Annotated in this window: 17 protein-coding genes; 14 read left to right on the top strand and 3 right to left on the bottom strand. The window is 67.1% G+C overall.

Annotated features, from left to right (window positions below; all coding sequences use genetic code 11):
- Positions 1-284 precede the first annotated feature (284 nt).
- The 10 genes from EB836_RS01645 to EB836_RS01600 all read left to right on the top strand — a co-directional run bounded on the left by EB836_RS01645 (position 285) and on the right by EB836_RS01600 (position 14,485).
- On the top strand, positions 285-1,760 hold the full coding sequence (locus EB836_RS01645; protein WP_135537509.1) for an NCS2 family permease: 1,476 nt from the start codon (positions 285-287) through the stop codon (positions 1,758-1,760).
- 209 nt (positions 1,761-1,969) lie between these two features.
- Entirely contained in the window at positions 1,970-3,475 is a 1,506-nt protein-coding gene (locus EB836_RS01640) for an FAD binding domain-containing protein (RefSeq protein ID WP_135537360.1), read from the top strand.
- A complete protein-coding gene (gene xdhB, locus EB836_RS01635; protein ID WP_135537359.1) occupies positions 3,475-5,853 on the top strand; it encodes a xanthine dehydrogenase molybdopterin binding subunit in 2,379 nt (792 codons plus the stop codon). The genes EB836_RS01640 and xdhB overlap by 1 nt, the downstream gene beginning before the upstream one ends.
- On the top strand, positions 5,850-6,635 hold the full coding sequence (xdhC, locus tag EB836_RS01630) for a xanthine dehydrogenase accessory protein XdhC (protein WP_167854313.1): 786 nt from the start codon (positions 5,850-5,852) through the stop codon (positions 6,633-6,635). Before xdhB ends, xdhC begins: the two co-directional genes overlap by 4 nt.
- A 114-nt stretch (positions 6,636-6,749) precedes the next feature.
- A complete protein-coding gene (guaD, locus tag EB836_RS01625) occupies positions 6,750-8,033 on the top strand; it encodes a guanine deaminase (RefSeq protein ID WP_135537358.1) in 1,284 nt (427 codons plus the stop codon).
- A gap of 175 nt (positions 8,034-8,208) precedes the next feature.
- Positions 8,209-9,039, top strand: a complete 831-nt coding sequence (locus tag EB836_RS01620) for a TIM barrel protein (protein ID WP_135537357.1) — start codon at positions 8,209-8,211, stop codon at positions 9,037-9,039.
- A gap of 30 nt (positions 9,040-9,069) precedes the next feature.
- Complete coding sequence (locus EB836_RS01615; RefSeq protein WP_135537356.1) at positions 9,070-9,957, top strand: 2-hydroxy-3-oxopropionate reductase; 888 nt, start codon at positions 9,070-9,072, stop codon at positions 9,955-9,957.
- 147 nt (positions 9,958-10,104) lie between these two features.
- A complete protein-coding gene (gcl, locus tag EB836_RS01610) occupies positions 10,105-11,898 on the top strand; it encodes a glyoxylate carboligase (protein WP_135537355.1) in 1,794 nt (597 codons plus the stop codon).
- 91 nt (positions 11,899-11,989) lie between these two features.
- A complete protein-coding gene (allB, locus tag EB836_RS01605; RefSeq protein WP_240689537.1) occupies positions 11,990-13,345 on the top strand; it encodes an allantoinase AllB in 1,356 nt (451 codons plus the stop codon).
- 150 nt (positions 13,346-13,495) lie between these two features.
- Complete coding sequence (locus tag EB836_RS01600; protein WP_167854312.1) at positions 13,496-14,485, top strand: DUF559 domain-containing protein; 990 nt, start codon at positions 13,496-13,498, stop codon at positions 14,483-14,485.
- A gap of 70 nt (positions 14,486-14,555) precedes the next feature.
- On the opposite strand, the gene bcp is transcribed toward EB836_RS01600, so the two are convergent.
- Complete coding sequence (bcp, locus tag EB836_RS01595) at positions 14,556-15,029, bottom strand: thioredoxin-dependent thiol peroxidase (protein WP_135537353.1); 474 nt, start codon at positions 15,027-15,029, stop codon at positions 14,556-14,558.
- A gap of 14 nt (positions 15,030-15,043) precedes the next feature.
- Positions 15,044-16,255, bottom strand: a complete 1,212-nt coding sequence (locus tag EB836_RS01590; RefSeq protein WP_135537352.1) for a glycerate kinase — start codon at positions 16,253-16,255, stop codon at positions 15,044-15,046.
- Positions 16,256-16,444: 189 nt separating this feature from the next.
- Here EB836_RS01590 and uraD point away from each other — a divergent pair, with 189 nt between their 5' ends.
- The 4 genes from uraD (at position 16,445) to aceE (ending at position 21,170) form a co-directional block, all read left to right on the top strand.
- A complete protein-coding gene (gene uraD, locus EB836_RS01585) occupies positions 16,445-16,939 on the top strand; it encodes a 2-oxo-4-hydroxy-4-carboxy-5-ureidoimidazoline decarboxylase (protein ID WP_135537351.1) in 495 nt (164 codons plus the stop codon).
- On the top strand, positions 16,936-17,259 hold the full coding sequence (gene uraH, locus EB836_RS01580) for a hydroxyisourate hydrolase (protein ID WP_135537350.1): 324 nt from the start codon (positions 16,936-16,938) through the stop codon (positions 17,257-17,259). Before uraD ends, uraH begins: the two co-directional genes overlap by 4 nt.
- Positions 17,260-17,416: 157 nt before the next feature.
- The gene (gene pucL, locus EB836_RS01575) at positions 17,417-18,301 is read left to right on the top strand and encodes a factor-independent urate hydroxylase (RefSeq protein WP_135537349.1); all 885 of its coding nucleotides are present in this window, start codon (positions 17,417-17,419) and stop codon (positions 18,299-18,301) included.
- A gap of 115 nt (positions 18,302-18,416) precedes the next feature.
- Positions 18,417-21,170 carry a pyruvate dehydrogenase (acetyl-transferring), homodimeric type gene (gene aceE, locus EB836_RS01570; RefSeq protein ID WP_135537348.1) on the top strand — a complete coding sequence of 918 codons (2,754 nt, stop codon included), beginning with the start codon at positions 18,417-18,419 and terminating at the stop codon, positions 21,168-21,170.
- A 148-nt stretch (positions 21,171-21,318) separates the two neighbouring features.
- On the opposite strand, the gene EB836_RS01565 is transcribed toward aceE, so the two are convergent.
- Complete coding sequence (locus EB836_RS01565; protein ID WP_135537347.1) at positions 21,319-22,101, bottom strand: IclR family transcriptional regulator; 783 nt, start codon at positions 22,099-22,101, stop codon at positions 21,319-21,321.
- Positions 22,102-22,213: the final 112 nt, after the last annotated feature.

Raw genomic sequence — 22,213 nt, 5'->3', positions numbered from 1 at the left:
TGGAACCCCTGACCGGCTCCGTCCGGTCAGGGGTTTTCGTCTGTTCGCGGCCTGGTCCGAGGCGGGCTCGCGCCGAGACGGCGGGAAATGTGATGATTGACACACGATGGTCGAGCGGCCAGACTGACTCGATGAAACAGAAAAAGCTTTCCGGGATGTGGAAATTCCGGCTTCGGTCCCGGACCGATGGCTAGTCTGCTTCATTGCGCACGTTCAAGGCGCAGGGTCGGCGACAATGATGTCGGCGACTGACCAAATCGAACAACCTGAGGTGGTCCATGAAAATGGCTGACAAAGACGAAGGGCGGAATACGACAACTGCCCCCGAGAGCACCGGAAGTCCCGGCCTGCTCGACAAGTTCTTCGAAATCACAGCTCGCGGCTCGACGATCAGACAGGAGATCCGCGGAGGTCTCGTCGCCTTCGTCGCGATGGCCTACATCGTTGTGCTCAACCCGCTCATCCTCGGCGGTTCCGAGGACGTGGCCGGCGGCAGCCTCGACTTCGCTCAGCTGACCGCGGTGACCGGCCTCGTCGCCGGTGTCATCACGATCCTCTTCGGCGTCGTGGCCCGGCTGCCGTTCGCACTCGCTGCGGGCCTGGGCATGAACAGCTTCCTCGCAGTCTCCGTGGTCCAGGAAGTCACCTGGGCCGATGCGATGGGGCTCGTGGTCATCAACGGTGTCATCATCGTCATTCTGGGAGCCACGGGCATCCGCACGGCGATCTTCAATGCCGTCCCGCATGCCCTCAAGGTGGCGATCACCGTCGGCATCGGGCTCTTCATCGCCTTCATCGGCTTCGTCAACTCCGGATTCGTCACCCGCACCCCGTCGGGTCCGCCGGTCCAGCTGGGGCAGGACGGGTCCATCGCTTCACTGCCGACGCTCGTCTTCGTCGTGGCGCTGATCCTCATCGGCATCCTCGTGGCGCGCAATGTCCCGGGCGGTATCCTCATCGGCATCGTCGTGGCGACGATCCTCGCGATCGTCATCCAGGCGTTCGCGAAGCTCGGCACTGTCGGCGACCCGGTGGACCCGGATCCGCTGGGCTGGAATCTCGCGGCTCCGGAGTTCCCCAAGCAGGTCGTCGCCGCCCCCGACTTCAGTCTCGTCGGGTCCTTCGACCTCATCGGCGGCTTCCAGCATGTCGGCGTCCTCGCCGCCACGATGCTCGTGTTCACCCTCGTGTTCACGAACTTCTTCGACGCTATGGGCACCATGACCGGACTGGCTCGCAGCGCCGGCCTGCAGACCTCGGACGGAATGTTCCCCCGCATCCGCGGAGCCTTCGTCGTCGAGGGCCTCGGCGCCGTCGCCGGAGGTGGAGCCTCTGCGTCGTCGAACACCGTTTTCGTCGACGCCGCTGCCGGCATCGCCGAGGGTGCGAGGACAGGGCTCGCCGCCTGCATCACCGGAGTGCTGTTCCTGCTGTCGATGTTCTTCTCCCCGCTCATCGCCGTCATCCCGATGGAAGCCGGAGCCGCAGCGCTCGTCGTCGTCGGAGCCATGATGGTCACTCAGATCCGCGAGATCGACATGAGCGATTTCCGCACCTCGCTGCCGGTCTTCCTCACCATGGTCACGATGCCGCTGACCTACTCGATCGCCAACGGCATCGGCGTCGGATTCATCTCCTGGGCGCTCATCCACGCCATGAGCAAGCGCGGTCGTGATGTCCACTGGCTTCTGTGGGTCGTCTCAGCCGGATTCGTCCTGTACTTCGTTCGCGGCCCGATTTCGGCTATCTTGGGAGGATGAGCACGATGAGTCAGATCACAGCCTGGCCGAAAGGGCAGATCGCCCACGGAGAATGACGAACATCGCCGTGGGCGGCGAGACCTGCCGCTGGCGACACGACGATGTTCTTCACTGCTGTTCGCATGGATAACCAGAAGTCTCGAAGAACATAGCAACCGCTCCAACCATGCACGGTGCGTCTCAGTGACGAGGCGCAGGAGGAAAGTGCGATGTCTGCGACGACGACAGACCGCTCGATCGCTGAGGTCTCGGTCAACGGAGAGACCCGCGAATTCGACGGACCACCACACACCAATGCCCTGGACTTCCTCCGGGGCCACGGCCTGACCGCGGCCAAGGAAGGCTGCGCGGAAGGCGAATGCGGGGCCTGCGCGATCATGATCGCCCGCCCCGACGCCGAGGGCACCACTCGCTGGACCTCGGTGAACTCGTGCCTGCTGCCGGCCGCCGCCCTCGACGGAGGTGAGGTCGTCACCGCCGAAGGACTCGTCGACGGCAAGACCGTCCACCCCGTCCAAGAGGAGATGGCCGTACGCGGCGGATCCCAGTGCGGATACTGCACCCCTGGCTTCGTCTCCTCGATGGCCGCCGAATACTATCGTCCCGAACGCGCGGCAGACGCCGCAGACGCTGATGCCGCCGAGGCCGAGCACCACTGCGGGCCCAACGGTTTCGACCTCCACTCTCTGTCGGGCAACCTCTGCCGCTGCACCGGATACCGCCCCATCCGCGACGCCGCCTTCGCCCTCGGGCAGCCGAGCGCCGACGATGCGCTCGCGGCCCGCCGCGAACTGCCGGCCCCCGCGGCCGTGGCCACCGACTATCAGCGCGCCGACACCGCGACCGGCAGGATCGGCCGCTACCGCCGTCCTGCCACCCTCGCCGAGGCGGTCGAGATCCTCAGCAGCGAACCCGACACCACCGTCGTGGCCGGGGCCACCGACTGGGGTGTCGAGGTCAACATCAAGGGTGCACGAGCCGAGAACGTCCTCGCCGTCGACCGGCTCGACGAGATGCGCGGCGTCCGCCGCAGCGCCGACCACATCGAACTCGGCGCGGCCCACACCCTGTCCGAACTCGAACGCGAACTCGCCGGCGACATTCCGCTGCTGGGCAAGCTGTTCCCGCAGTTCGCCTCCCGCCTCATCCGCAATGCGGCGACGATCGGCGGCAACCTCGGCACCGGTTCGCCGATCGGCGACACCCCGCCGGCGCTGCTCGCCCTCGATGCCGAACTCGTGCTCACCTCGGTGCGCGGAGACCGGAGCGTGGCCCTGGCCGATTACTTCACCGGCTACCGGCAGACCGTGCGGGAAGCAGACGAGCTCATCACCGCCGTCCGCATCCCGCTGCCGCTGTCGCCGCTGACCTCGTTCCAGAAGATCGCCAAGCGTCGCTTCGACGACATCTCCTCGGTCGCCATCGGCTACGCCGTCGATGTGCGTCAGGGGCAGATCGCCAAGGCCCGGATCGGGCTCGGCGGAGTCGCGGCCACCCCGCTGCGGGCGCGAGCCACCGAAGCCATGCTCGAGGGCCGGCCGTGGAGCCTCGAGACCGTGCACGCGGCGACCGAGACGCTCGCCGCAGAGGGCACACCGATGGACGACCACCGCGCGAGCGCGAAGTACCGCACCGCGATGCTGCGGTCCTCACTCGAACGCTTCTATGCCGAACAGCTCGGAAACACGGCAGTGACCAGCCAGGAGGTCCAGTGATGAGTCAGCTCTCCCAGCGCCCCGCCGACCCGGTCGTCGGCGAACGCCACCACCATGAAAGCGCCTTCGGACATGTCACCGGCTCCGCTCTCTACACCGACGACCTCGTCGGTCGGCTGACCGGAGTCCTCCACGCCTACCCTGTGCAGTCGACGACCGCGCATGCGCGGCTGCTCTCCCTCGACGTCGAGCCCGCCTATGCGATGCCCGGAGTCGTTCGGGTCATCACCGCCGCGGACATTCCGGGAGTCAACGACCAAGGTGTCAAACACGATGAGCCGATGCTGCCGACCGACGAGATCATGTTCTTCGGTCAGCCGCTGGCCTGGGTGCTCGCCGACGATCTCGACGCCGCACGCGAAGGCGCGGCCGCCGTGACCGCCGAGGTCGACGAACTGCCCTCGCTGGTCACCGTCCGTGATGCCATCGCCGCGGAGAGCTACCACGGGCAGCCGCTGCACATCGACAAGGGCGAGGTCGACGCGGCCTTCGCCGACGCCGCGCACGTCTTCGAAGGCGAATTCGAATTCGCCGGGCAAGAGCACTTCTACCTCGAGACGCAGGCCTGCCTGGCCCACGTCGACGAGAACGGACAGATCTTCGTCCAGTCCTCGACCCAGCACCCGACCGAGACGCAGGACATCATCTCCCACGTCCTCGGCATCCCCGCCCACGAAGTCACCGTGCAGTGCCTGCGCATGGGCGGCGGCTTCGGCGGCAAGGAGATGCAGCCGCACGGCTATGCCGCGCTCGCCGCTCTCGGGGCCACCCTCACAGGGAGGCCGGTGCGGCTGCGCCTCAACCGGACGCTGGACATCACGATGACCGGAAAACGGCACGGATTCCACTCTTCGTGGAAGATCGGGTTCACCGACGACGGCAAGATCCTCGCCCTCGACGCGAGCCTGACCGCCGACGGCGGCTGGAGCCTCGACCTGTCCGAACCCGTGCTCACCCGCGCGATGTGCCATATCGACAATGCCTACTGGGTGCCGAACATCCGCGTCACCGGTCGCATCGCGAAGTGCAACAAGACCTCGCAGACTGCTTTCCGCGGCTTCGGCGGACCCCAGGGCATGCTCGTGCTCGAGGACATCCTCGGCCGGGTCGCCCCGCAGCTCGGGCTCAGTGCCCGGGAGCTGCGGCGCCGGAACTTCTACGCGCAGGGGCAGGACACTCCCTACTATCAGCCGGTTCGTCATCCCGAGCGGATCGAAGCCTGCTGGGACCAGCTCATCGACGAATCCGAACTCGAGGCCCGCGAACTCGAGATCGAGGCCTTCAACGCCGGCAGCGACCACATCAAGCGCGGACTGGCGATCACCCCGGTGAAGTTCGGAATCTCGTTCAACCTCACCGCGTTCAACCAGGGCGGTGCGCTCGTGCTCGTGTACAAGGACGGATCCGTCCTCGTCACCCACGGCGGCACCGAGATGGGGCAGGGACTGCATCAGAAGATGCTGCAGGTCGCGGCCACCACCCTCGGGGTGCCGCTGTCGACGGTGCGCCTGGCGCCGACCCGCACGGACAAGGTGCCCAATACCTCCGCGACGGCGGCGAGCTCGGGCTCCGACCTCAACGGCGGGGCGGTGAAGAACGCCTGCGATCAGATCCTCGATCGGCTGCGGCAGGTCGCCGCGGGCATCCTCGGCGCTCCCGCCCATGAGGTGGACATCTCCCGCGGAATCGTCTCCGCACTGTCCTCGCCGAAGACCGTGACCTGGGAAGAGCTCATCAACACCGCGTACTTCCAGCGCATCCAGCTCTCGGCCTCCGGTTTCTACCGGACCGAGGGCCTGCACTGGAACCTCAGCCAGATGCGCGGCGAACCCTTCAAGTACTTCGCCTACGGAGCCGCGGTCTCCGAGGTCGAGGTCAATCGCTTCGACGGTTCGTACACGCTGCGCCGCGTCGACATCGTCCACGATGTCGGGGATTCTCTGTCCCCGCTCATCGACCTCGGACAGATCGAAGGCGGCTTCGTCCAGGGGGCCGGCTGGCTGACCCTGGAGGACCTGCGCTGGGACGAATCCGACCGACCCAGCCGAGGGCGCTTGGCCACCCAGGCGGCGAGCACGTACAAGATCCCGAGCTTCTCCGAGGCGCCGGAGGTCTTCAACGTCTCCCTGCTGGACAAAGCCCATGAAGAGGGAGCGGTCTACGGTTCGAAGGCCGTGGGCGAGCCCCCGCTCATGCTCGCCTTCTCCGTGCGTGAAGCCCTGCGCGAAGCGGTGCGCGCCTTCGGCGGACCCGGACGCGGCGTGGAACTGGCCTCCCCGGCCACCCCTGAAGCGGTGTTCTGGGCGATCGAGGACGTGCGCGCCGAGGAATCGAGGGCGGCCGCCTCGGTGACGGAAGGACAACGAGTTCCGTCATGACCTGGATGGACACCGCAGCCGAGCTTCGCGGAGCTCGGGTGCCGGCCGTCCTCGTCACTCTCGCCACCGTGCGTGGGCACGCCCCACGCGAGGCGGGAGCGAAGATGATCGTCACCGCCGATGACCTGTTCGGGACCATCGGCGGCGGCAATCTCGAGATGACGGCCCTCACCCGTGCCCGCGAACTGCTCGCCGAGGATCAGCGCGCCCCGGAGATGCTCACCCTGCGGCTCAACGACAAGGCCCCGGCCAAGTACGGCAGGCAATGCTGCGGCGGGGAGGTCACGGTGCTGCTCGAACCGCTGCCCGTGCCCGCCTCGGTGGGGATCTTCGGCATCGGCAACATCGGACTCGAACTCACCCGCATCCTCGCCCGTCACGACGTCGACCTCGTCGTGTCCGATTCGCGGCCCGAGCAGTTGGAGGCTCTCGATTCCCTCGAGGCACCCGTGGCGCGGCTGCGCCGCGAGTTCGCCGTCGTCGGGGAGGAAGTGCTCACCACGCTGCCGGCCGGATCGCACGTGGTCATCATGACCCACGACCATGCCGAGGACCTGCACCTGTGCGCGGCCGCGCTGGCCCGCGGCGACCTCGGCTCCGTCGGACTCATCGGTTCGGGCGCGAAGTGGCAGCGCTTCCGCAAGAACCTCACCGCCGAGGGCTTCGCGCCCGAGGTCGTCGACACCATCCGCTGCCCCATCGGACTGCCCGAACTGCCGGGCAAGGCACCGGCGACGATCGCCGTGAGCGTCGCCGCCGAGCTGCTCGGCCGCATCGGCTGAGGCCGGCAGGAGCTGAGGGCGCCTTCTGCGTCTGTGCTCCGTCGCAGCCGACCGACACTGTCTTCCACCCCTGACTCAAACAGTCTTCCACCCCCTGACTCAAGGAGAACCATCGTGGTCATCTATCGTGCGCGCGTCTTCGACACGCCTGACAACCCCTTCACCGGAGGGCAGCTGCGCTCCGAGACCGACATCGCCCTCGTCGTCGACGACGGGCTCATCACCGCCCGCACCGACTTCGCCGCCGCCCGGAATGCCCACCCCGACGCAGAGGTCGTCGACCTGCGAGACGGCGTGCTGCTGCCGGGGCTCATCGACACCCACGTCCACCTGCCGCAGGTCCGCGCCATCGGTCATCTCGGCAAGCCCCTGCTCGAATGGCTCGACCAGTGCGCCCTGCCCGAAGAGGCGAGACTCGGTGAGCCCGCCTACGCGGAAGCCGTGGCCGGAGAGTTCCTCACGGGACTGATCGCGGCGGGGACCACCTCGGCGATGGTCTTCGGTTCGCACTTCGCCGGGGCCATGGACATCTTCTTCTCTGCCGCCGCGCGGGCCGGACTGCGGGTGACATCGGGCCTGGTCACCAGCGACCGGAATCTGCCGGAGTCCCTGCTCACCGACGTCGACCGATCGGTGGCCGAAGGGCAGGCGCTCATCGACGCCTGGCACGGGAAGGGGCGGCTGCGCTATGCGGTGACCCCACGGTTCTCGTTCTCCGCCGGTCCCGAACTCCTCGCCGCGGGCGGTCAGCTCGTGACCGACAATCCCGGCATCTGGGTGACCTCGCACCTCAACGAGAACCTCGACGAGGTCTCCGGGGTGGCGGCGATCCACCCCGAATCGCGGGACTACCTCGACACCTACGACCGGGCGGGACTGCTCGGGCGGCGCACCGTGCTCGCCCACAATGTCCACCCGCAGGACCGGGAGCTCGAGCGCATGGCCGAGGTCGGGGCCGTCGCTGCACACTGCCCGACGTCGAACTCGGCGCTGGCCAGCGGCTTCTTCCCCCTGCGCCGCCACCTCGACGCCGGAGTCCGGGTCGCCTTGGGATCCGATGTGGGTGCAGGCACCGGATTCAACCTGCTCAAGGAAGGGGTGCAGTCGTACTTCATGCAGCAGCTCGACCCGTCCGGGGGAGTGGCACTGAACTCCGCGCACCTGCTGCACCTGGCCACGGCGGCCGGCGCCGAGGCGCTCGAACTCGACGAAGTCGGGGATCTGTCCGTAGGCAAGCGCTTCGACGCCGTGCTCGTCCGCCCGGCCGCCGGCGAGCCCCTCGACGTCGGCATCCGGCATGCCGCCGACGACGGAGACGCCTTGGCGACGATCTTTGCCATGGGCACTCCCGCTGACATCGCCGAAGTCTGGATCGACGGCCACCCCACCAAAAACTGACCCTCCCTTACTACCCGACGGCGGCCCAGCAACCTCGCGCCAAGTTGCTGGGCCGCCGTCGGGTTGTTTTGGGGAGGGGTCTTGACGCGGGCTTCGCCAACTGCCTATGCTTATTTCACTGAATGGAAATGAACTTCCGCAATACGGAAAAAAGAGATCCTCAAAGGAGAGCTCCATGACCCAGGCCTTCGACTTCACCGCTCCCGACAGCTACATCCTCAACTGCTCCACCCTGCTCACCGAACTGCCCGTCCTCGAACGCGCCCAGGCCGCGAAGGACGCCGGCTTCGACCGCGTCGAATTCTGGTGGCCCTTCGACGGCAACCCGCGCCCCACCTCGGCGGAGGTCGATGAGTTCATCGCCTCGCTCGAGACCGCCGGAGTCGAACTCGCCGGGCTGAACTTCTGGGCAGGGAATATGGCCGCCGGTGACCGAGGCATGGTCTCCGTCATCGGCGCCGAGGAGGACTTCGCCGCGAACGTCGACATCGTCGTTGAGATCGGCCGCCGCACCGGCTGCCGCGCCTTCAACGCCCTCTACGGACTGCGCACCGAAGGCCAGGACGCCGCCGGCCAGGACGCCACGGCCGTCGCCAACCTCTCCCTGGCCGCGAACGCGGTCGCCGCGATCGGCGGCACCGTCCTCGTCGAACCCGTCTCCGGGGCCGAGGCCTACCCGCTCAAGCGCTTCGCCGACGCCGCCGAGGTGGTCGCCGCCGTCCGCGCCGACGGACCATCGAACATCGCCGTGCTCGCCGACTTCTTCCACATGAGCGTCAATGGCGACGATGTGGCCGCCGTCATCGAAGCCGCGGCCGCCGACTTCGGCCACATCCAGATCGCCGACGCTGAGGGGCGCGGAGCACCGGGCACCGGATCGTTGCCGCTGCGCGACTGGATCAACCGTGCCTATGCGCTCGGCTACACCGGCTCGGTCGCGCTCGAATACAAGCAGGACCGTGCCACCGCCTTCGACTGGCTGGCCCACGCCGCCCAGTCCGCCTGAGAACCCCGAACTCCACACGAAGGAAACCCCATGAGCAAGACAATCGCATTCATCGGACTCGGCATCATGGGCCTGCCCATGGCCAAGAACCTCGTCGCCGCCGGCTTCGACGTCCGCGGCTTCAACCGCACCCCGGCCAAAGCCGATTCCCTCGCCGAGGCGGGAGGAACCGCCGCAGCCACCATCGCCGAGGCGGTAACCGGTGCCGATGTCATCATCACCATGGTCCCGGACTCACCCGACGTCGAAGCCGTGCTCACCGGCGACGACGGCATCCTCGCCCACGCCGAGCCCGGCGCCACCTGGATCGACTTCTCCACCATCCGCCCCGACGTGGCCAAGCAGCTCGCCGAGCAGGCGAAGGAAACCGGACTCAAACCGCTCGACGCTCCCGTCTCCGGCGGAGAGCCCGGCGCCGTCGACGGCGTTCTGTCGATCATGGTCGGCGGAGACAGAGCCGACTTCGACTCCGTGGCCGATGTCTTCGACGCCGTCGGCAAGACCATCGTGCTCGTCGGCCCCTCGGGCGCCGGTCAGACCGTCAAGGCCGCCAACCAGCTCATCGTCGCCGGCAACATCGGCCTGCTGGCCGAAGCCGTCGTCTTCCTCGAAGCCTACGGCGTCGAGACCACCCCGGCGCTGCAGGTCCTCGGCGGGGGACTGGCCGGATCCAAGGTGCTCGAACAGAAGGGGCAGAAGATGCTCGATCGTGAGTTCGGTCCCGGGTTCCGCCTGGCACTCCACCACAAGGACATGGGCATCGTCACCGCCGCCGCGCGAGAGGCCGGAGTCGCCATCCCGCTCGGGTCCGCCGTCGCCCAGCTCGTCGCCTCGACCGTGCAGCAGGGCAACGGAGGACTCGACCACTCGGGTCTCTTCACCGTCGTCGAACAGCTCTCCGGGAAGAACGAGAACTGAAACGGCCGCCTCGGCGAGGGTGATCAGCCCGTCGCGAGGCCACACCAGCCGGGCGGGGCCGTCGGCCCAACGACACCGACGGCCCCGCCCCACCACGAACCGAGCCGGCGACAGTGTCGTCGTCGGTTCATGAACAAAGGACGAACAATGACACGTATGCGCGCAGTCGACGCCGTTGTGCTCATCCTCGAAAAGGAAGGCGCGACGGAGACCTTCGGCCTGCCGGGAGCCGCGATCAATCCGCTGTACTCGGCGATGAAGGCCCATGGCGGCATCCGCCACACCCTGGCCCGTCACGTCGAAGGGGCCTCCCACATGGCCGACGGCTACACCCGTTCGGCACCGGGCAACATCGGCGTCTGCCTCGGCACCTCGGGGCCGGCCGGCACCGATATGATCACCGGCCTCTACGCCGCGGCCGCCGATTCCCAGCCGATCCTGTGCATCACCGGCCAGGCCCCGGTCGCCGTGCTCGACAAGGAGGACTTCCAAGCCGTCGACATCGCCTCGATCGCGAAACCGGTGACGAAGATGGCCAAGACCGTACTCGAAGCCGGGCAGGTCCCCGGAGCCTTCCAATCTGCGTTCCAGATCATGCGCTCGGCCCGACCCGGGCCCGTGCTCATCGACCTGCCCATCGACGTGCAGCAGACCGAGATCGACTTCGACATCGACACCTACGAACCGCTGGCGCCCGCAAAGCCGGAGGCCACCTCGGCGCAGGCGGAGAAGATCCTCGACCTCATCGCCGAGGCGGAGCATCCGCTCATCATCGCCGGCGGCGGAATCATCAACGCCGATGCGTCCGATCGGCTCGTCGAATTCGCCGAACTCACCTCGATTCCGGTCTCACCGACCCTCATGGGCTGGGGCACCATCCCCGATGACCATGAGCTGCAGGCCGGGATGGTCGGCATCCAGACGCACGTGCGCTACGGCAACGCCTCCTTCCTCGAATCGGACCTCGTCATCGGCATCGGCAACCGCTGGGCCAACCGGCACACCGGTGACCTCGGCGTCTACCGGAAGGGGCGGAAGTTCGTCCACATCGACATCGAACCGACGCAGATCGGGCGCGTGTTCTCGCCCGACTACGGGGTGGTTTCGGACGCCGGAGCGGCCCTCGAGGCACTCATTGCGGCCGCTCGCGACCGGGCCGGCTCTCTGCCGGACTTCACCGGCTGGGCCGGTGAGTGCACGGCACGGAAGTCGACCGAGCACCGGAAGACGAACTTCACCGAGGTGCCGATCAAGCCGCAGCGGGTCTACCAGGAGATGAACCAGGCGTTCGGCAAGGACGTCACCTATGTATCGACGATCGGGCTGAGCCAGATCGCCGGAGCCCAGATGCTCCACGTCTACCGGCCGAGGCACTGGATCAACGCCGGACAGGCCGGCCCCCTCGGCTGGACCGGGCCCGCGGCTCTCGGCGTGGCCAGGGGCAAGCCGGGCGAAACCGTCGTCGCCCTGTCCGGTGACTACGACTTCCAGTTCATGCTCGAAGAACTCGCTGTCGGCGCGCAGCACAAGATCCCCTACGTCCACGTCGTCGTCAACAACTCCTACCTCGGGCTCATCCGCCAGTCTCAGCGCGGATTCGAGATGGACTACGAGGTGTCGCTGGCGTTCGAGAACATCAACTCCGCCGGGTCCGGCTCGGCGGGGTACGGAGTCGACCACGTGGCCGTGGCGCAGGGGCTCGGATGCAAGGCGCTGCGGGTCGAAGACCCCGAGCTCATCGGCGAAGGACTGCGCGTGGCCAAGGAACTCATGGACGAACATCAGGTGCCCGTGGTCGTCGAGGTCATCCTCGAACGCATCACGAACATCTCGATGGGAGCCGCGCTCGATGCGATCAACGAGTTCGAGACCCTGGCCCAGACCCCGGCGGACGCTCCGACGGCGCTGACACCGATGGGAGAACTGGCCGCAGCGAAATAGGCTGGGCCGAAACGCCCGGGACGAGTAGGCTAGAACGGTATACCGAACCCGCATACACTGGCCGCCCGGGTCGGGCGACTGAGGAGGAACATTGAGCAATGACGCCAACTTCGATCTGATCATCCACGCCGAGAGGGCTCTGCTGCCCGACGGCACCGACTCCGTGAAGATCGGTGTCGCGGATGGAACGATCGCCGCGATCGCCCGCGGTGGCCAGGATCTGGATACGGCCGCCTCGGCGGGGGCGACGATCATCGAGGTCGGAGCCGATCAGGTGCTGCTGCCCGGGCTCGTCGACTCCCACGTCCACGTCAACGATCCCGGTCGTGCCGAGTGGGAGGGCTTCGCCAGCGCCACCCGCGCGGCCGCGGCCGGGGGAGTGACGACAATCGTCGACATGCCGCTGAACTCGCTGCCGCCGACGGTCAGCGTCGCCGCGCTCGACGCCAAACGCGAGGTCGCCGGCCCCAAGGCCTTCGTCGATGTCGGCTTCTGGGGCGGGGCGATCCCCGGCAACACCGCGGATCTGCGTCCTCTGCACGAGGCCGGGGTCTATGGGTTCAAGTGCTTCCTCGAGGACTCCGGGGTCGAGGAATTCCCTCCGCTGGAGCCGGATGAGATGGCCGCCGACATGGCCGAGATCGCCGCTTTCGACGGGATGCTCATCGTCCACGCCGAAGACCATGCGGTCATGGCTGAAGTGCCGAAGAACTCGGGTCCGAAGTTCGCTGATTTCCTCGCCACGCGTCCGCGCGAGGCCGAGAACGTCGCGATCGCCCGCGTCATCGACGCGGCGCGGGCGACCGGGGCGAGGGCGCACATCCTCCACCTGTCCTCGGCGGATTCGCTCGACCAGATCGCTGCGGCCAAGGCGGAAGGCATCAAGCTCACCGTCGAAACCTGCCCGCACTATCTCGTCTTCACCGCCGAGGAGATCCCCGACGGAGCGACGACGCACAAGTGCTGCCCGCCGATCCGTGAGGAGTCGAATCGGGAGGCGCTGTGGCGGGGACTCATCGACGGCACGATCGACTGCATCGTCTCCGATCATTCGCCGTCGACGGCCGAACTCAAACTGCTCGACACCGGTGACTTCGGTGCGGCCTGGGGCGGAATCTCCTCGCTGCAGCTGGGGCTCTCGCTGGTGTGGACCGAGGCGGCCAAGCGCGGCATCGACCTCGCCGAGGTGGTCCGCTGGATGTCCGCGGCACCGGCGGCCGTGGCCCGGGTGGCGAACAAGGGCGCGATCGCTGAGGGCAATGACGCGGACTTCGCCGTATTCGCCCCCGACGAGGAGTGGACCGTGCATGCCACGGATCTCTACCACCGCAACCAGATCAGCGCATACGACTCCCGCGCCGTCCGCGGTCGCGTGGTGCAGACGCTGCTGCGGGGGACCCCGGTCGACTTCGAAACCCCGACCGGCCACCTCCTCACCGCCCGCTGACCCTCCCTTACTACCCGACGGCGGCCCAGCAACCTCGCGCGAGATTGCTGGGCCGCCGTCGGGTAGTCCGGGGAAGAAGTTATCCACAGATTGTCCTCGACTATTGCCGTTCGGAGTCGAATGATGCAATTTGGTGTCATGTACTTGTGTATGACGACCGCGAAGCTGTATCGGCTGGGGTTTTCCAAGGACGAAGTCAGACGCGCTGTGCGCTGCTGTCTGAGACGCATCGCCCGTGGGCGGTATGTGGCGACCGGGTCCTGCGAAGACGCACGGCATGAAGCCATCTGGGCGGCACTGAGCGAGGAGGACTTCGAGGAGTTCGCCCACCGCGACGATATGCGCGATGAGATCGAACCCTTGCGGGTCCTCATCCGCACCCGTGCCGAACAGATCCACACTGCATCCGGGCGCTGGCGGGTGACGAAGGGTCGCGAGGTCTTCTCCCACCTCTCGGCCGCCCTCGTCCACGGTCTGCCGATCGCCTACCCCGCACAGACGCGGGTGGAGGTGTTCCGCCCGAACGTCAGCCGCAAGTACCGTCACCTCTACGTCCGCAACCGGGAGATCCCCTCGGCGCATCGGAAGATGGTCGGCATCTACGCGGTGACGACGGTGGAGCGCACGCTCATCGATGTCGCCCGCGACTACGACCCTGATGTGTCCGTGCCGATGCTCGACGAGGCGATCCGCCGACGCCTGACAAGCCGGCTGCGGTTGGAGGCCGTCCTCGAGGAATGCCCGGAATCCCGCGGCGACGCTGCCGTCGTCTGCGCGCTGAACTTGACCGACGGGCGCAGGGAGGCGCCGTCGGAGTCCATCGCCGCCGTGCGGTTCTTCGAGCACGGGATCGCAGGCTTCGAACCGCAGGTCGAATTCTTCGGTGACCACGGCGAGGTCATTGCCCGCGTCGACTTCTGCCATCGGGACGCCAAACTCATCGTCGAGATCGACGGCGTCGAGAAGTACACGATGAACGGCCGGACTCCCCGCGCGAGCATCGCCGCAGAGAAGGCACGGGAGGCCGCTCTCGAAGCCCGAGGCTACAAGGTCATCCGCCTGACCTTCGGCGAACTCTTCCGCACCGCGCCCTTCGAGCGGATCCTCGGCGTGCTCGCCTCACGGTTGCGCACCGGATGATCGCACCGGAAACACCCGACGGCGGCCCAGCAACCTGGCGCGAGGTTGCTGGGCCGCCGTCGGGTAGCAATTAGGCACCGAGTTGGGTGCGGAGGCGGGCGACGTGGCCGCGCGCGTCGACATTGTATTCGGCGTGGGTGAGGGTGCCGTCGGCGCCGATGACGAAGGTTGAACGCTGCGTGCCCTGGAAGGTGTGCTCGCCGATCGTCTTCTGCCCGTAGCTGCCGTAGGCCTTCGCGACGGCAGCGCCCTCATCGGAGAGCAGAGAGAACGTCAGCCCCTCCTCGGCGGCGAATTCCTTGAGCGACTCCGTATCATCGGGCGAGATGCCGAGGACCTCGAACCCGGCGGCTGCGAGCGCGGAGAGATTGTCCCGGAAATCGCAGGCTTCGGTCGTGCAGCCCGGCGAGGCAGCCTTCGGGTAGAAGTAGAGGATGACGCGGCGGCCGGCGTAGTCCTCCTTCGACACGGTCCGCCCCTCGGCGTCGGTGAGGCAGAAGTCGGGAGCGATGTCCCCGACGGCAAGCTGAGTCTGAGTGATCATGGTGCATCCTTTCGTCATTGAGTGGTGCTTCCAGCGGCCACGAGTGCGCACGCATGCGCGGCCGTGTCCTCGATGAGCGCTTCGGCGCGCTCGGACAGGGTGGTCAGATCGGCCGGGCCCGGTGCGATCGACAGAGCGGCCGTGATCCCGGCCTCCCGGCACTGCGCGGGCGAGAGCCCGACACGTCCGGCGATGACGATCACCCGCGCCGAGGCGGGGGCGTGGTGCCGCACGGCCGCGACGACCTTCCCGCCCAGGGACTGCGAGTCGAACGATCCCTCTCCGGTGAGGACGATGTCGGCCTCGGCCAGGGCCGCGGCCAGTCCCACGGTCTCGGCGACCATGGTGGAGCCGGGCACCACCTCGGCGCCGAACAGCGTCGTGAGCACCAATGGGATACCGCCGGCGGCCCCGAACCCCGGCGTCGCAGCCAGTGCCTCGGCCTCGGTGGGGGAGGCGGCGAGCACCTCGGCGAGGTGGCCGAGTCCCGTATCGAGCACTGTCACGGACTCCGCGTCGGCGCCCTTCTGCGGGCCGAAGACCGCGGCGGCTCCGCGGGGTCCGGTCAGCGGATTGTCGACATCGACGGCGATGCGCCAGCGCACGGTGCGGGCGCGCGGGTCGAGATCCGTGGTGTCGACGGCGGCGACCGCAGCCAGCCCTCCGCCGCCGGGGGCGACGGAAGCGCCGCTGGCATCGACGAAGCGGGCGCCGAGGGCCGCGGCGATGCCGACTCCGCCGTCGGTGCTCGCCGAACCGCCGATGCACAGCAGGATCTCCTCGACGCCGAGATCGAGCACGGCCCGGGCGATGAGTCCGACCCCGAAGGTGTCGGCGCGCTCGGGCTGCAGCGGCACGTCCGAGACCTGGGGCAGTCCGTTGGCCTGCGCGGCCTCGATGACCGCAGTCGTGCCGTCGGGGGAGATGCCGAACGCCGCAGAGGCGGCCCTGCCCAGGGCGTCGACCGTGTCGACGGTGCGTCGCGGGGTTCCCCAGACCGCGAGCAGCGCGTCAAGGGTGCCCTCCCCGCCGTCGGCGAAGGGCAGCTCGGTCACGGCGGCGTGCGGGTAGGCCGTGCGGGAGCCGCGGGCCAAAGCGGCCGCGGCCGCCGGCGCGGATGCCGAGCCTTTGAAGGAGTCAGGGGCGCAGACGATCCTCGGGTACGCGGCCGCAGCTGTTCGTGCGGCCGGTGCCGAGGTGCTGTGTGTCGAAGATGTGTCGCTCATTCCCTCATTCAACCTCATCGTCGGGAGCGGGATCGTCCTCATGTCATTATCCACGATTCGGAATAAAGTTTCCACAAAATGGTGTGAGCAATTTGACATTGCAGCGCAGGCCCAGCACACTCGAACCAGTTGTTCGGAAATGGTATTCCGAACCGTGAAAACCCGTCAGTGCACGTCAAGGAGGTCACCGTGGACCTGGCCGAGTTCAACCGACTCCCAGCCGACGAGGCCCGGAATGTTCTGCGCCCCTGCCTCGACGTCGACCGGTGGATCGACGCGGTCATCGCCGCACGGCCGTTCCCCGACCTCGACTCCGCGCTGGAGTCGGCACGCAATGACGCCGCCCCGCTGCGCACCGACGAGATCGACGCCGCCATGTCCCACCACCCCCGCATCGGGGAGAAAGCGAAGGGACAGAGCGCCGAGGCGGCCCACTCGAGTCGTGAACAGGCCGGACTCGGCACCCTCGACGATGAGGTGCAATCGCAGCTGGCCGCCGGAAACGCCGCCTACGAGGAACGCTTCGACCGAGTGTTCCTCATCCGTGCCGCCGGGCGCACACCCGCAGAGGTCCTGTCCGAGCTGCAGCGGCGCATGGACAACACCGATGCGGACGAAACCGCCGAAGTCGGCGAACAGCTGATCCAGATCGCCGCCCTGAGACTCGAAGGAATCCTCGCATGAGCTTCATCACCGCCCACGCCCTCGACTCGACCGTCGGCACTCCTGCCGCAGACCTCGAAGTCACCCTCTACGCGGGCGACGAAGAGATCGTTTCGGCCCGCACCGACGACAACGGGCGCGTCTCCGACTTCGGCCCCGACCACCTCGAACCCGGTGACTACCGGATCGTCTTCGGCACCGGCGCCTACTTCGCCGCCCGGGACATCGACCACTTCCACCCCGTGGTGACGATCGACATCACCGTCCAGGCCGGGCAGGCTCACTACCACATCCCGCTGCTGCTGAGCCCCTTCGCCTACAGCACCTACCGCGGCAGCTGAGCCGCCCCCACAGCGACATCAGGGGAAGCAGGCCCCCTGCAGGATCAGATCCTCAACAAACCGCCGAAGCCGACCGGAAACTCGCCGGCAGGCCTCGTCAATCGAATGGTCACGGTATGCGCATGCCCGCATGCCGACGAACTGGAGGAATACCAAGATGAGCAAGGTCCGACTGACATCGAACCAGTACGGCAAGGCGGAGAACCGATTGATGCGGGTCTACCGCGACTCCGAACGCCACGAACTCCGCGATCTCAATGTCACCTCACAGCTGTGGGGCGACTTCGAGACCGCGCACACCGAAGGCAACAACGAACACGTCGTCGCCACCGATACGCAGAAGAACACGGTCTTCGCGAAGGCCAAGGAACTGGGCGTGAGTTCGCCCGAACAGTTCATCATGGGTCTGGCCGACCACTTTACCTCGAGCTTCGACTGGGTCACCGGCGGACGCTGGGAAGCCGAGGAGTACGGCTGGAGCCGGATCAACGATCACAATCACTCGTTCTTCAAGTCCGCCCCCGAGGTGCGCACCGCCGTGTTCACCCGTGACGGCGACAAGGACACACTGATTTCCGGCTTCAACGGGCTCACCGTGCTCAAGACGACCGAATCGGGCTTCGTCGGCTACCCGAAGGACAAGTACACGACCCTGCCGGAGACCGAGGACCGGATCCTCGCCACCGACATCGCCACGCGGTGGATCTACAACTCCACCGATCTCGATTTCGAAGCCGTGTACAAGCAGGTCAAGGAGATCATCCTCGACTCCTTCACCGACCACTTCTCCCACGCTCTGCAGCACACCCTCTACCAGATGGGTGAGAAGGTCATCGAGGCCGTGCCGCAGATCGACGAGATCCGCTTCTCCTGCCCGAACAAGCACCACTTCCTCTACGACATCGAACGCTTCGGGCTCGAGAACCCGAACGAGGTCTTCATCGTCGCCGACCGTCCCTACGGCCTCATCGAAGCCACGTTCACCCGCGAAGGCGTCGACGAGAACAGGGACGCGTGGGCACAGATCGCCGGCTTCTGCTGACCCGGCGCACCACCTGCTGAGTCAGCAGAGCCGCTGCAGCAGGTCTTTCCGTCTCCGGGCTCCCGGCCGGGACACGGCTCCGGGAGCCCGGACCCCGTGAGAAGGAAACCCCGAAATGACACAGGACACCACCTCGGCGAGTCTGAGGAGCACCACCGACGAAGAGGTCGATGAATGGCTCGAGTCCTGGGAGGGACTCGTCAACGTGCGCGGAACCCTGCGCGCCGGCGAGATCATGGAGGCGCTGCGCCGTCGCGCAGCCACGAATTCCGTCGCCCAGCCCAAGGTCACCACCACCGACTACGTGAATACGATCCCCGCCGATCAGGAACCGACCTATCCCGGCGATGAGCGGATCGAACGCCGCTACCGGAAGTGGCTGCGCTGGAACGCGGCCATGCTCGTCCACCGCGCGCAGCGGCCCGAGATCTCCGTGGGTGGACACATCTCCACCTACGCCGGAGCCGCAACCCTCTACGAGATCGGATTCAACAACTTCTTCCGCGGCCAGGACCATCCCGGCGGCGGCGACCAGGTCTTCTTCCAGGGCCATGCCTCACCGGGAATGTACGCGCGGGCGTTCCTCGAGGGCCGCCTCGGCGAGGCCGATCTCGACGGGTTCCGGCAGGAGGTCTCACGCGCTCCGCACGGGCTGAGCTCCTACCCGCACCCGCGGCTGATGCCCGAATTCTGGCAGTTCCCGACCGTGTCGATGGGGCTGGGTCCGATCAACGCGATCTATCAGGCGCAGATGAACCGCTACCTGCACCACCGGGGGATCAAGGACACCACCGACCAGCGGGTGTGGGCGTTCCTCGGTGATGGGGAGATGGACGAACCCGAATCGCGCGGGGCCCTGCAGCTGGCCGCGAATGAGGGGCTCGACAACCTCACCTTCGTCATCAACTGCAACCTCCAGCGCCTCGACGGGCCCGTGCGCGGCAACGGCAAGATCGTCCAGGAGCTAGAAGCGACATTCACCGGCGCCGGCTGGGACGTCATCAAGGTCCTGTGGGGCCGGGAATGGGACGACCTCCTAGCCGCCGACCGCACCGGCGAACTCGTGCGGATCATGAACGAGACCCTCGACGGGGACTACCAGACCTTCAAAGCCGAATCCGGTGGATTCATCCGCGACAACTTCTTCGGCCGCTCCCCGGTGACCAAGGGCCTCGTCGAGCACCTGAGCGATGACGACATCTGGAACCTCAAGCGCGGCGGCCACGATTACCACAAGGTCTTCGCCGCCTATCAGCGGGCGGTGAACACCACGGGCCGGCCCACGGTCATCCTCGTCCAGACGGTCAAGGGCTACGGGCTGGGCACGAGCTTCGAATCCCGCAACGCCACGCACCAGATGAAGAAGTTCACCGCCGCCGACGTCAAGGCCTTCCGCGATCGGATGGACATCCCGATCTCCGACAAGGTCATCGACGACGACCCCTACGCGGTGCCCTACTACCATCCGGGCACCGAAACGGAGGAGATCCAGTATCTGCTTGAGCGGCGCCGTGAGCTCGGCGGGTTCCTGCCGGCGCGGAAGCCGGAGAACAGCAAGGTGACCCTGCCTGCGGTCAGCGACAAGGTGTTCGCACAGACGAAGAAGGGGTCGGGCCAGCAGCAGGCTGCGACGACCATGGCCTTCGTCAGACTGCTCAAGGACCTCATGCGGGAGAAGGGGCTCGGCGAGCGGATCGTGCCGATCATCCCCGATGAGGCCCGGACATTCGGCATCGATGCGTTCTTCCCGACCGCGAAGATCTACAACCCGAACGGGCAGAACTACCTCGCCGTCGATCGTGAGCTCTTCCTCTCTTACAAAGAGGCGACCTCGGGTCAGCTGCTCCACGTGGGCATCAACGAGGCCGGTGCCGCCGCCGGTTTCACCGCCGCCGGCACCGCTTACTCCACTCACGGCGAACCGATGATCCCGATCTATGTGTTCTACTCGATGTTCGGCTTCCAGCGCACCGGCGATGCATTCTGGGCCGCCGGTGACCAGATGACCCGCGGGTTCATCATCGGCGCCACTGCCGGACGCACCACCCTGACCGGGGAGGGGCTCCAGCACGCCGATGGGCATTCGCCGGTGCTGGCGGCCACGAACCCGGCCGTACGTGTCTACGATCCGGCCTACGGGTACGAGATCGGCCACATCGTCCGTGATGGGCTGCATCGCATGTACGGCGAGCACGACCTCGGCGAGGATGTGCGCAATGTCATGTACTACCTCACCGTGTACAACGAACCGATGCTCCAGCCGCCCGAACCCGATGATGTCGACGTCGAGGGCATCCTGCGCGGCATCCACCGGATCGCGGAAGCCGGATCCGGCGCCGAGGCGGAACCGGGGTCCCGCCCGCAAGCGCAGCTGCTCGCCTCCGGCGTGGCCGTGCCTTGGGCGCTTGAGGCCCGCGAACTGCTTGCCGCGGACTGGGGCGTCGATGCGGCCGTGTGGTCGGTGACCTCGTGGGCGCAGCTGCGCCGGGACGCCCTCGAAGTCGAGGCGGCGAAGCTGCACGAGGTCGAGGCAGAACCGCGTGTGCCGTATGTGCGCCAGCGCCTCGGGGCCGAGGCCGGACCGATCGTGGCCACAAGCGATTTCGATTCGACCCAGCCGGACCTCATCCGGCCGTTCCTGTCGCACGACTTCGCGACGCTCGGTGCCGACGGCTTCGGCTTCTCCGACACTCGGGCGGCGGCTCGCCGGCACTTCAAGATCGACGCCCATTCGATGGTGGTCCGAACCCTGCAGCTCTTGGCCGAACGCGGGGAGGTCGATCCCGGCACCCCCGCCGAGGCGGCCCGACGCTACCGACTCACCGATGTCAACGCCGGGACCTCGGGAACCGCCGGCGGCGATTCCTAAGACCCCGGCCCTGGGCTGCTCTGGGATAATCCCCAGGGCAAGCCCCTGGGCTTCGGCACCGAAACACGGGCGCTGGATCGAAGCACGGGTGTACACCCGGGTCTCGGTCCAACGCCCGTGTTTCGGCGGAGACGGCTGGTGGCGCCGACTACCGGTCGGTGCCCTGCATCTCCGCGGAGATGCGGTCGGCGGCGGCCCGCAGAAGCGGAACGGCGCGGTCGGCGAAACTCTTGTCGACGCGGCTGACCGGCCCTGACACCGAGATCGCCAGCGGTGCGGGGGAATCGGGGATCGCCATTGCGAAGCACCGCACCCCGAGCTCCTGCTCCTGCTCATCGATGGCATAGCCGCGTTCGCGGATGCGCTCGAGCTCGGCCTCGAGCTCGGAGACCGAACCGATGCTGAACTCCGTGGGCGTGGGCATGCCCGCGGTCGTGACGATGTGGCGGACCTGCTCGGAGTCGAGACCCGCGAGGATCGCCTTGCCGACGCCCGTGTCGTGCATATGCGCCCGGCGTCCCACCTCGGTGAACATGCGCATCTGACGTTCGGAGGCGACCTGATCGACGTAGACGACCATGTCTCCGTCCATCGTCGCGACATTCGCCGACTCACCGAGTTCGGCGACGAGGTCGCGCAGGTAGGGGCGGGCGATGGCCCCGAGCTGGGAGCCGGCGAGGTTGCCCAGCCGCACGAGCCCCGGACCCAGCGCATAGCCGCGATTGGGCAGCTGCCGGACCACGCCGAGGTTGACCAGCGTGTTCAGCAGACGGTGGATTGTGGGCAAGGGCAGGTTGACGTCGGCTGCGATATGGCTCAGCGTCGCCGAGCCCGCGGAGTTCGCGATGCATTCGAGCAGACCGAACGCACGCTCGACGGACTGCACACCGCCCTTGGTCTGGCGGACTGCAGGAGTGTCCTTGCTGCTCATCGATCATCCTTCTTCCGGGGGATGTTTCGGCTGTGAAACTGGGTTCAGTCTAATCCCGAAATGGAAGAAACTTTCCGAATCGGTGAATAACCTCTAGAATTTCCACTAGGTA

It is taken from the genome of Brevibacterium sp. S111 (genome assembly GCF_004745075.1).
Classification (GTDB): domain Bacteria; phylum Actinomycetota; class Actinomycetes; order Actinomycetales; family Brevibacteriaceae; genus Brevibacterium.
The sequence above is the reverse complement of the archived record's forward strand: the minus strand, read 5'-3'. Positions and strand labels throughout refer to the sequence as shown.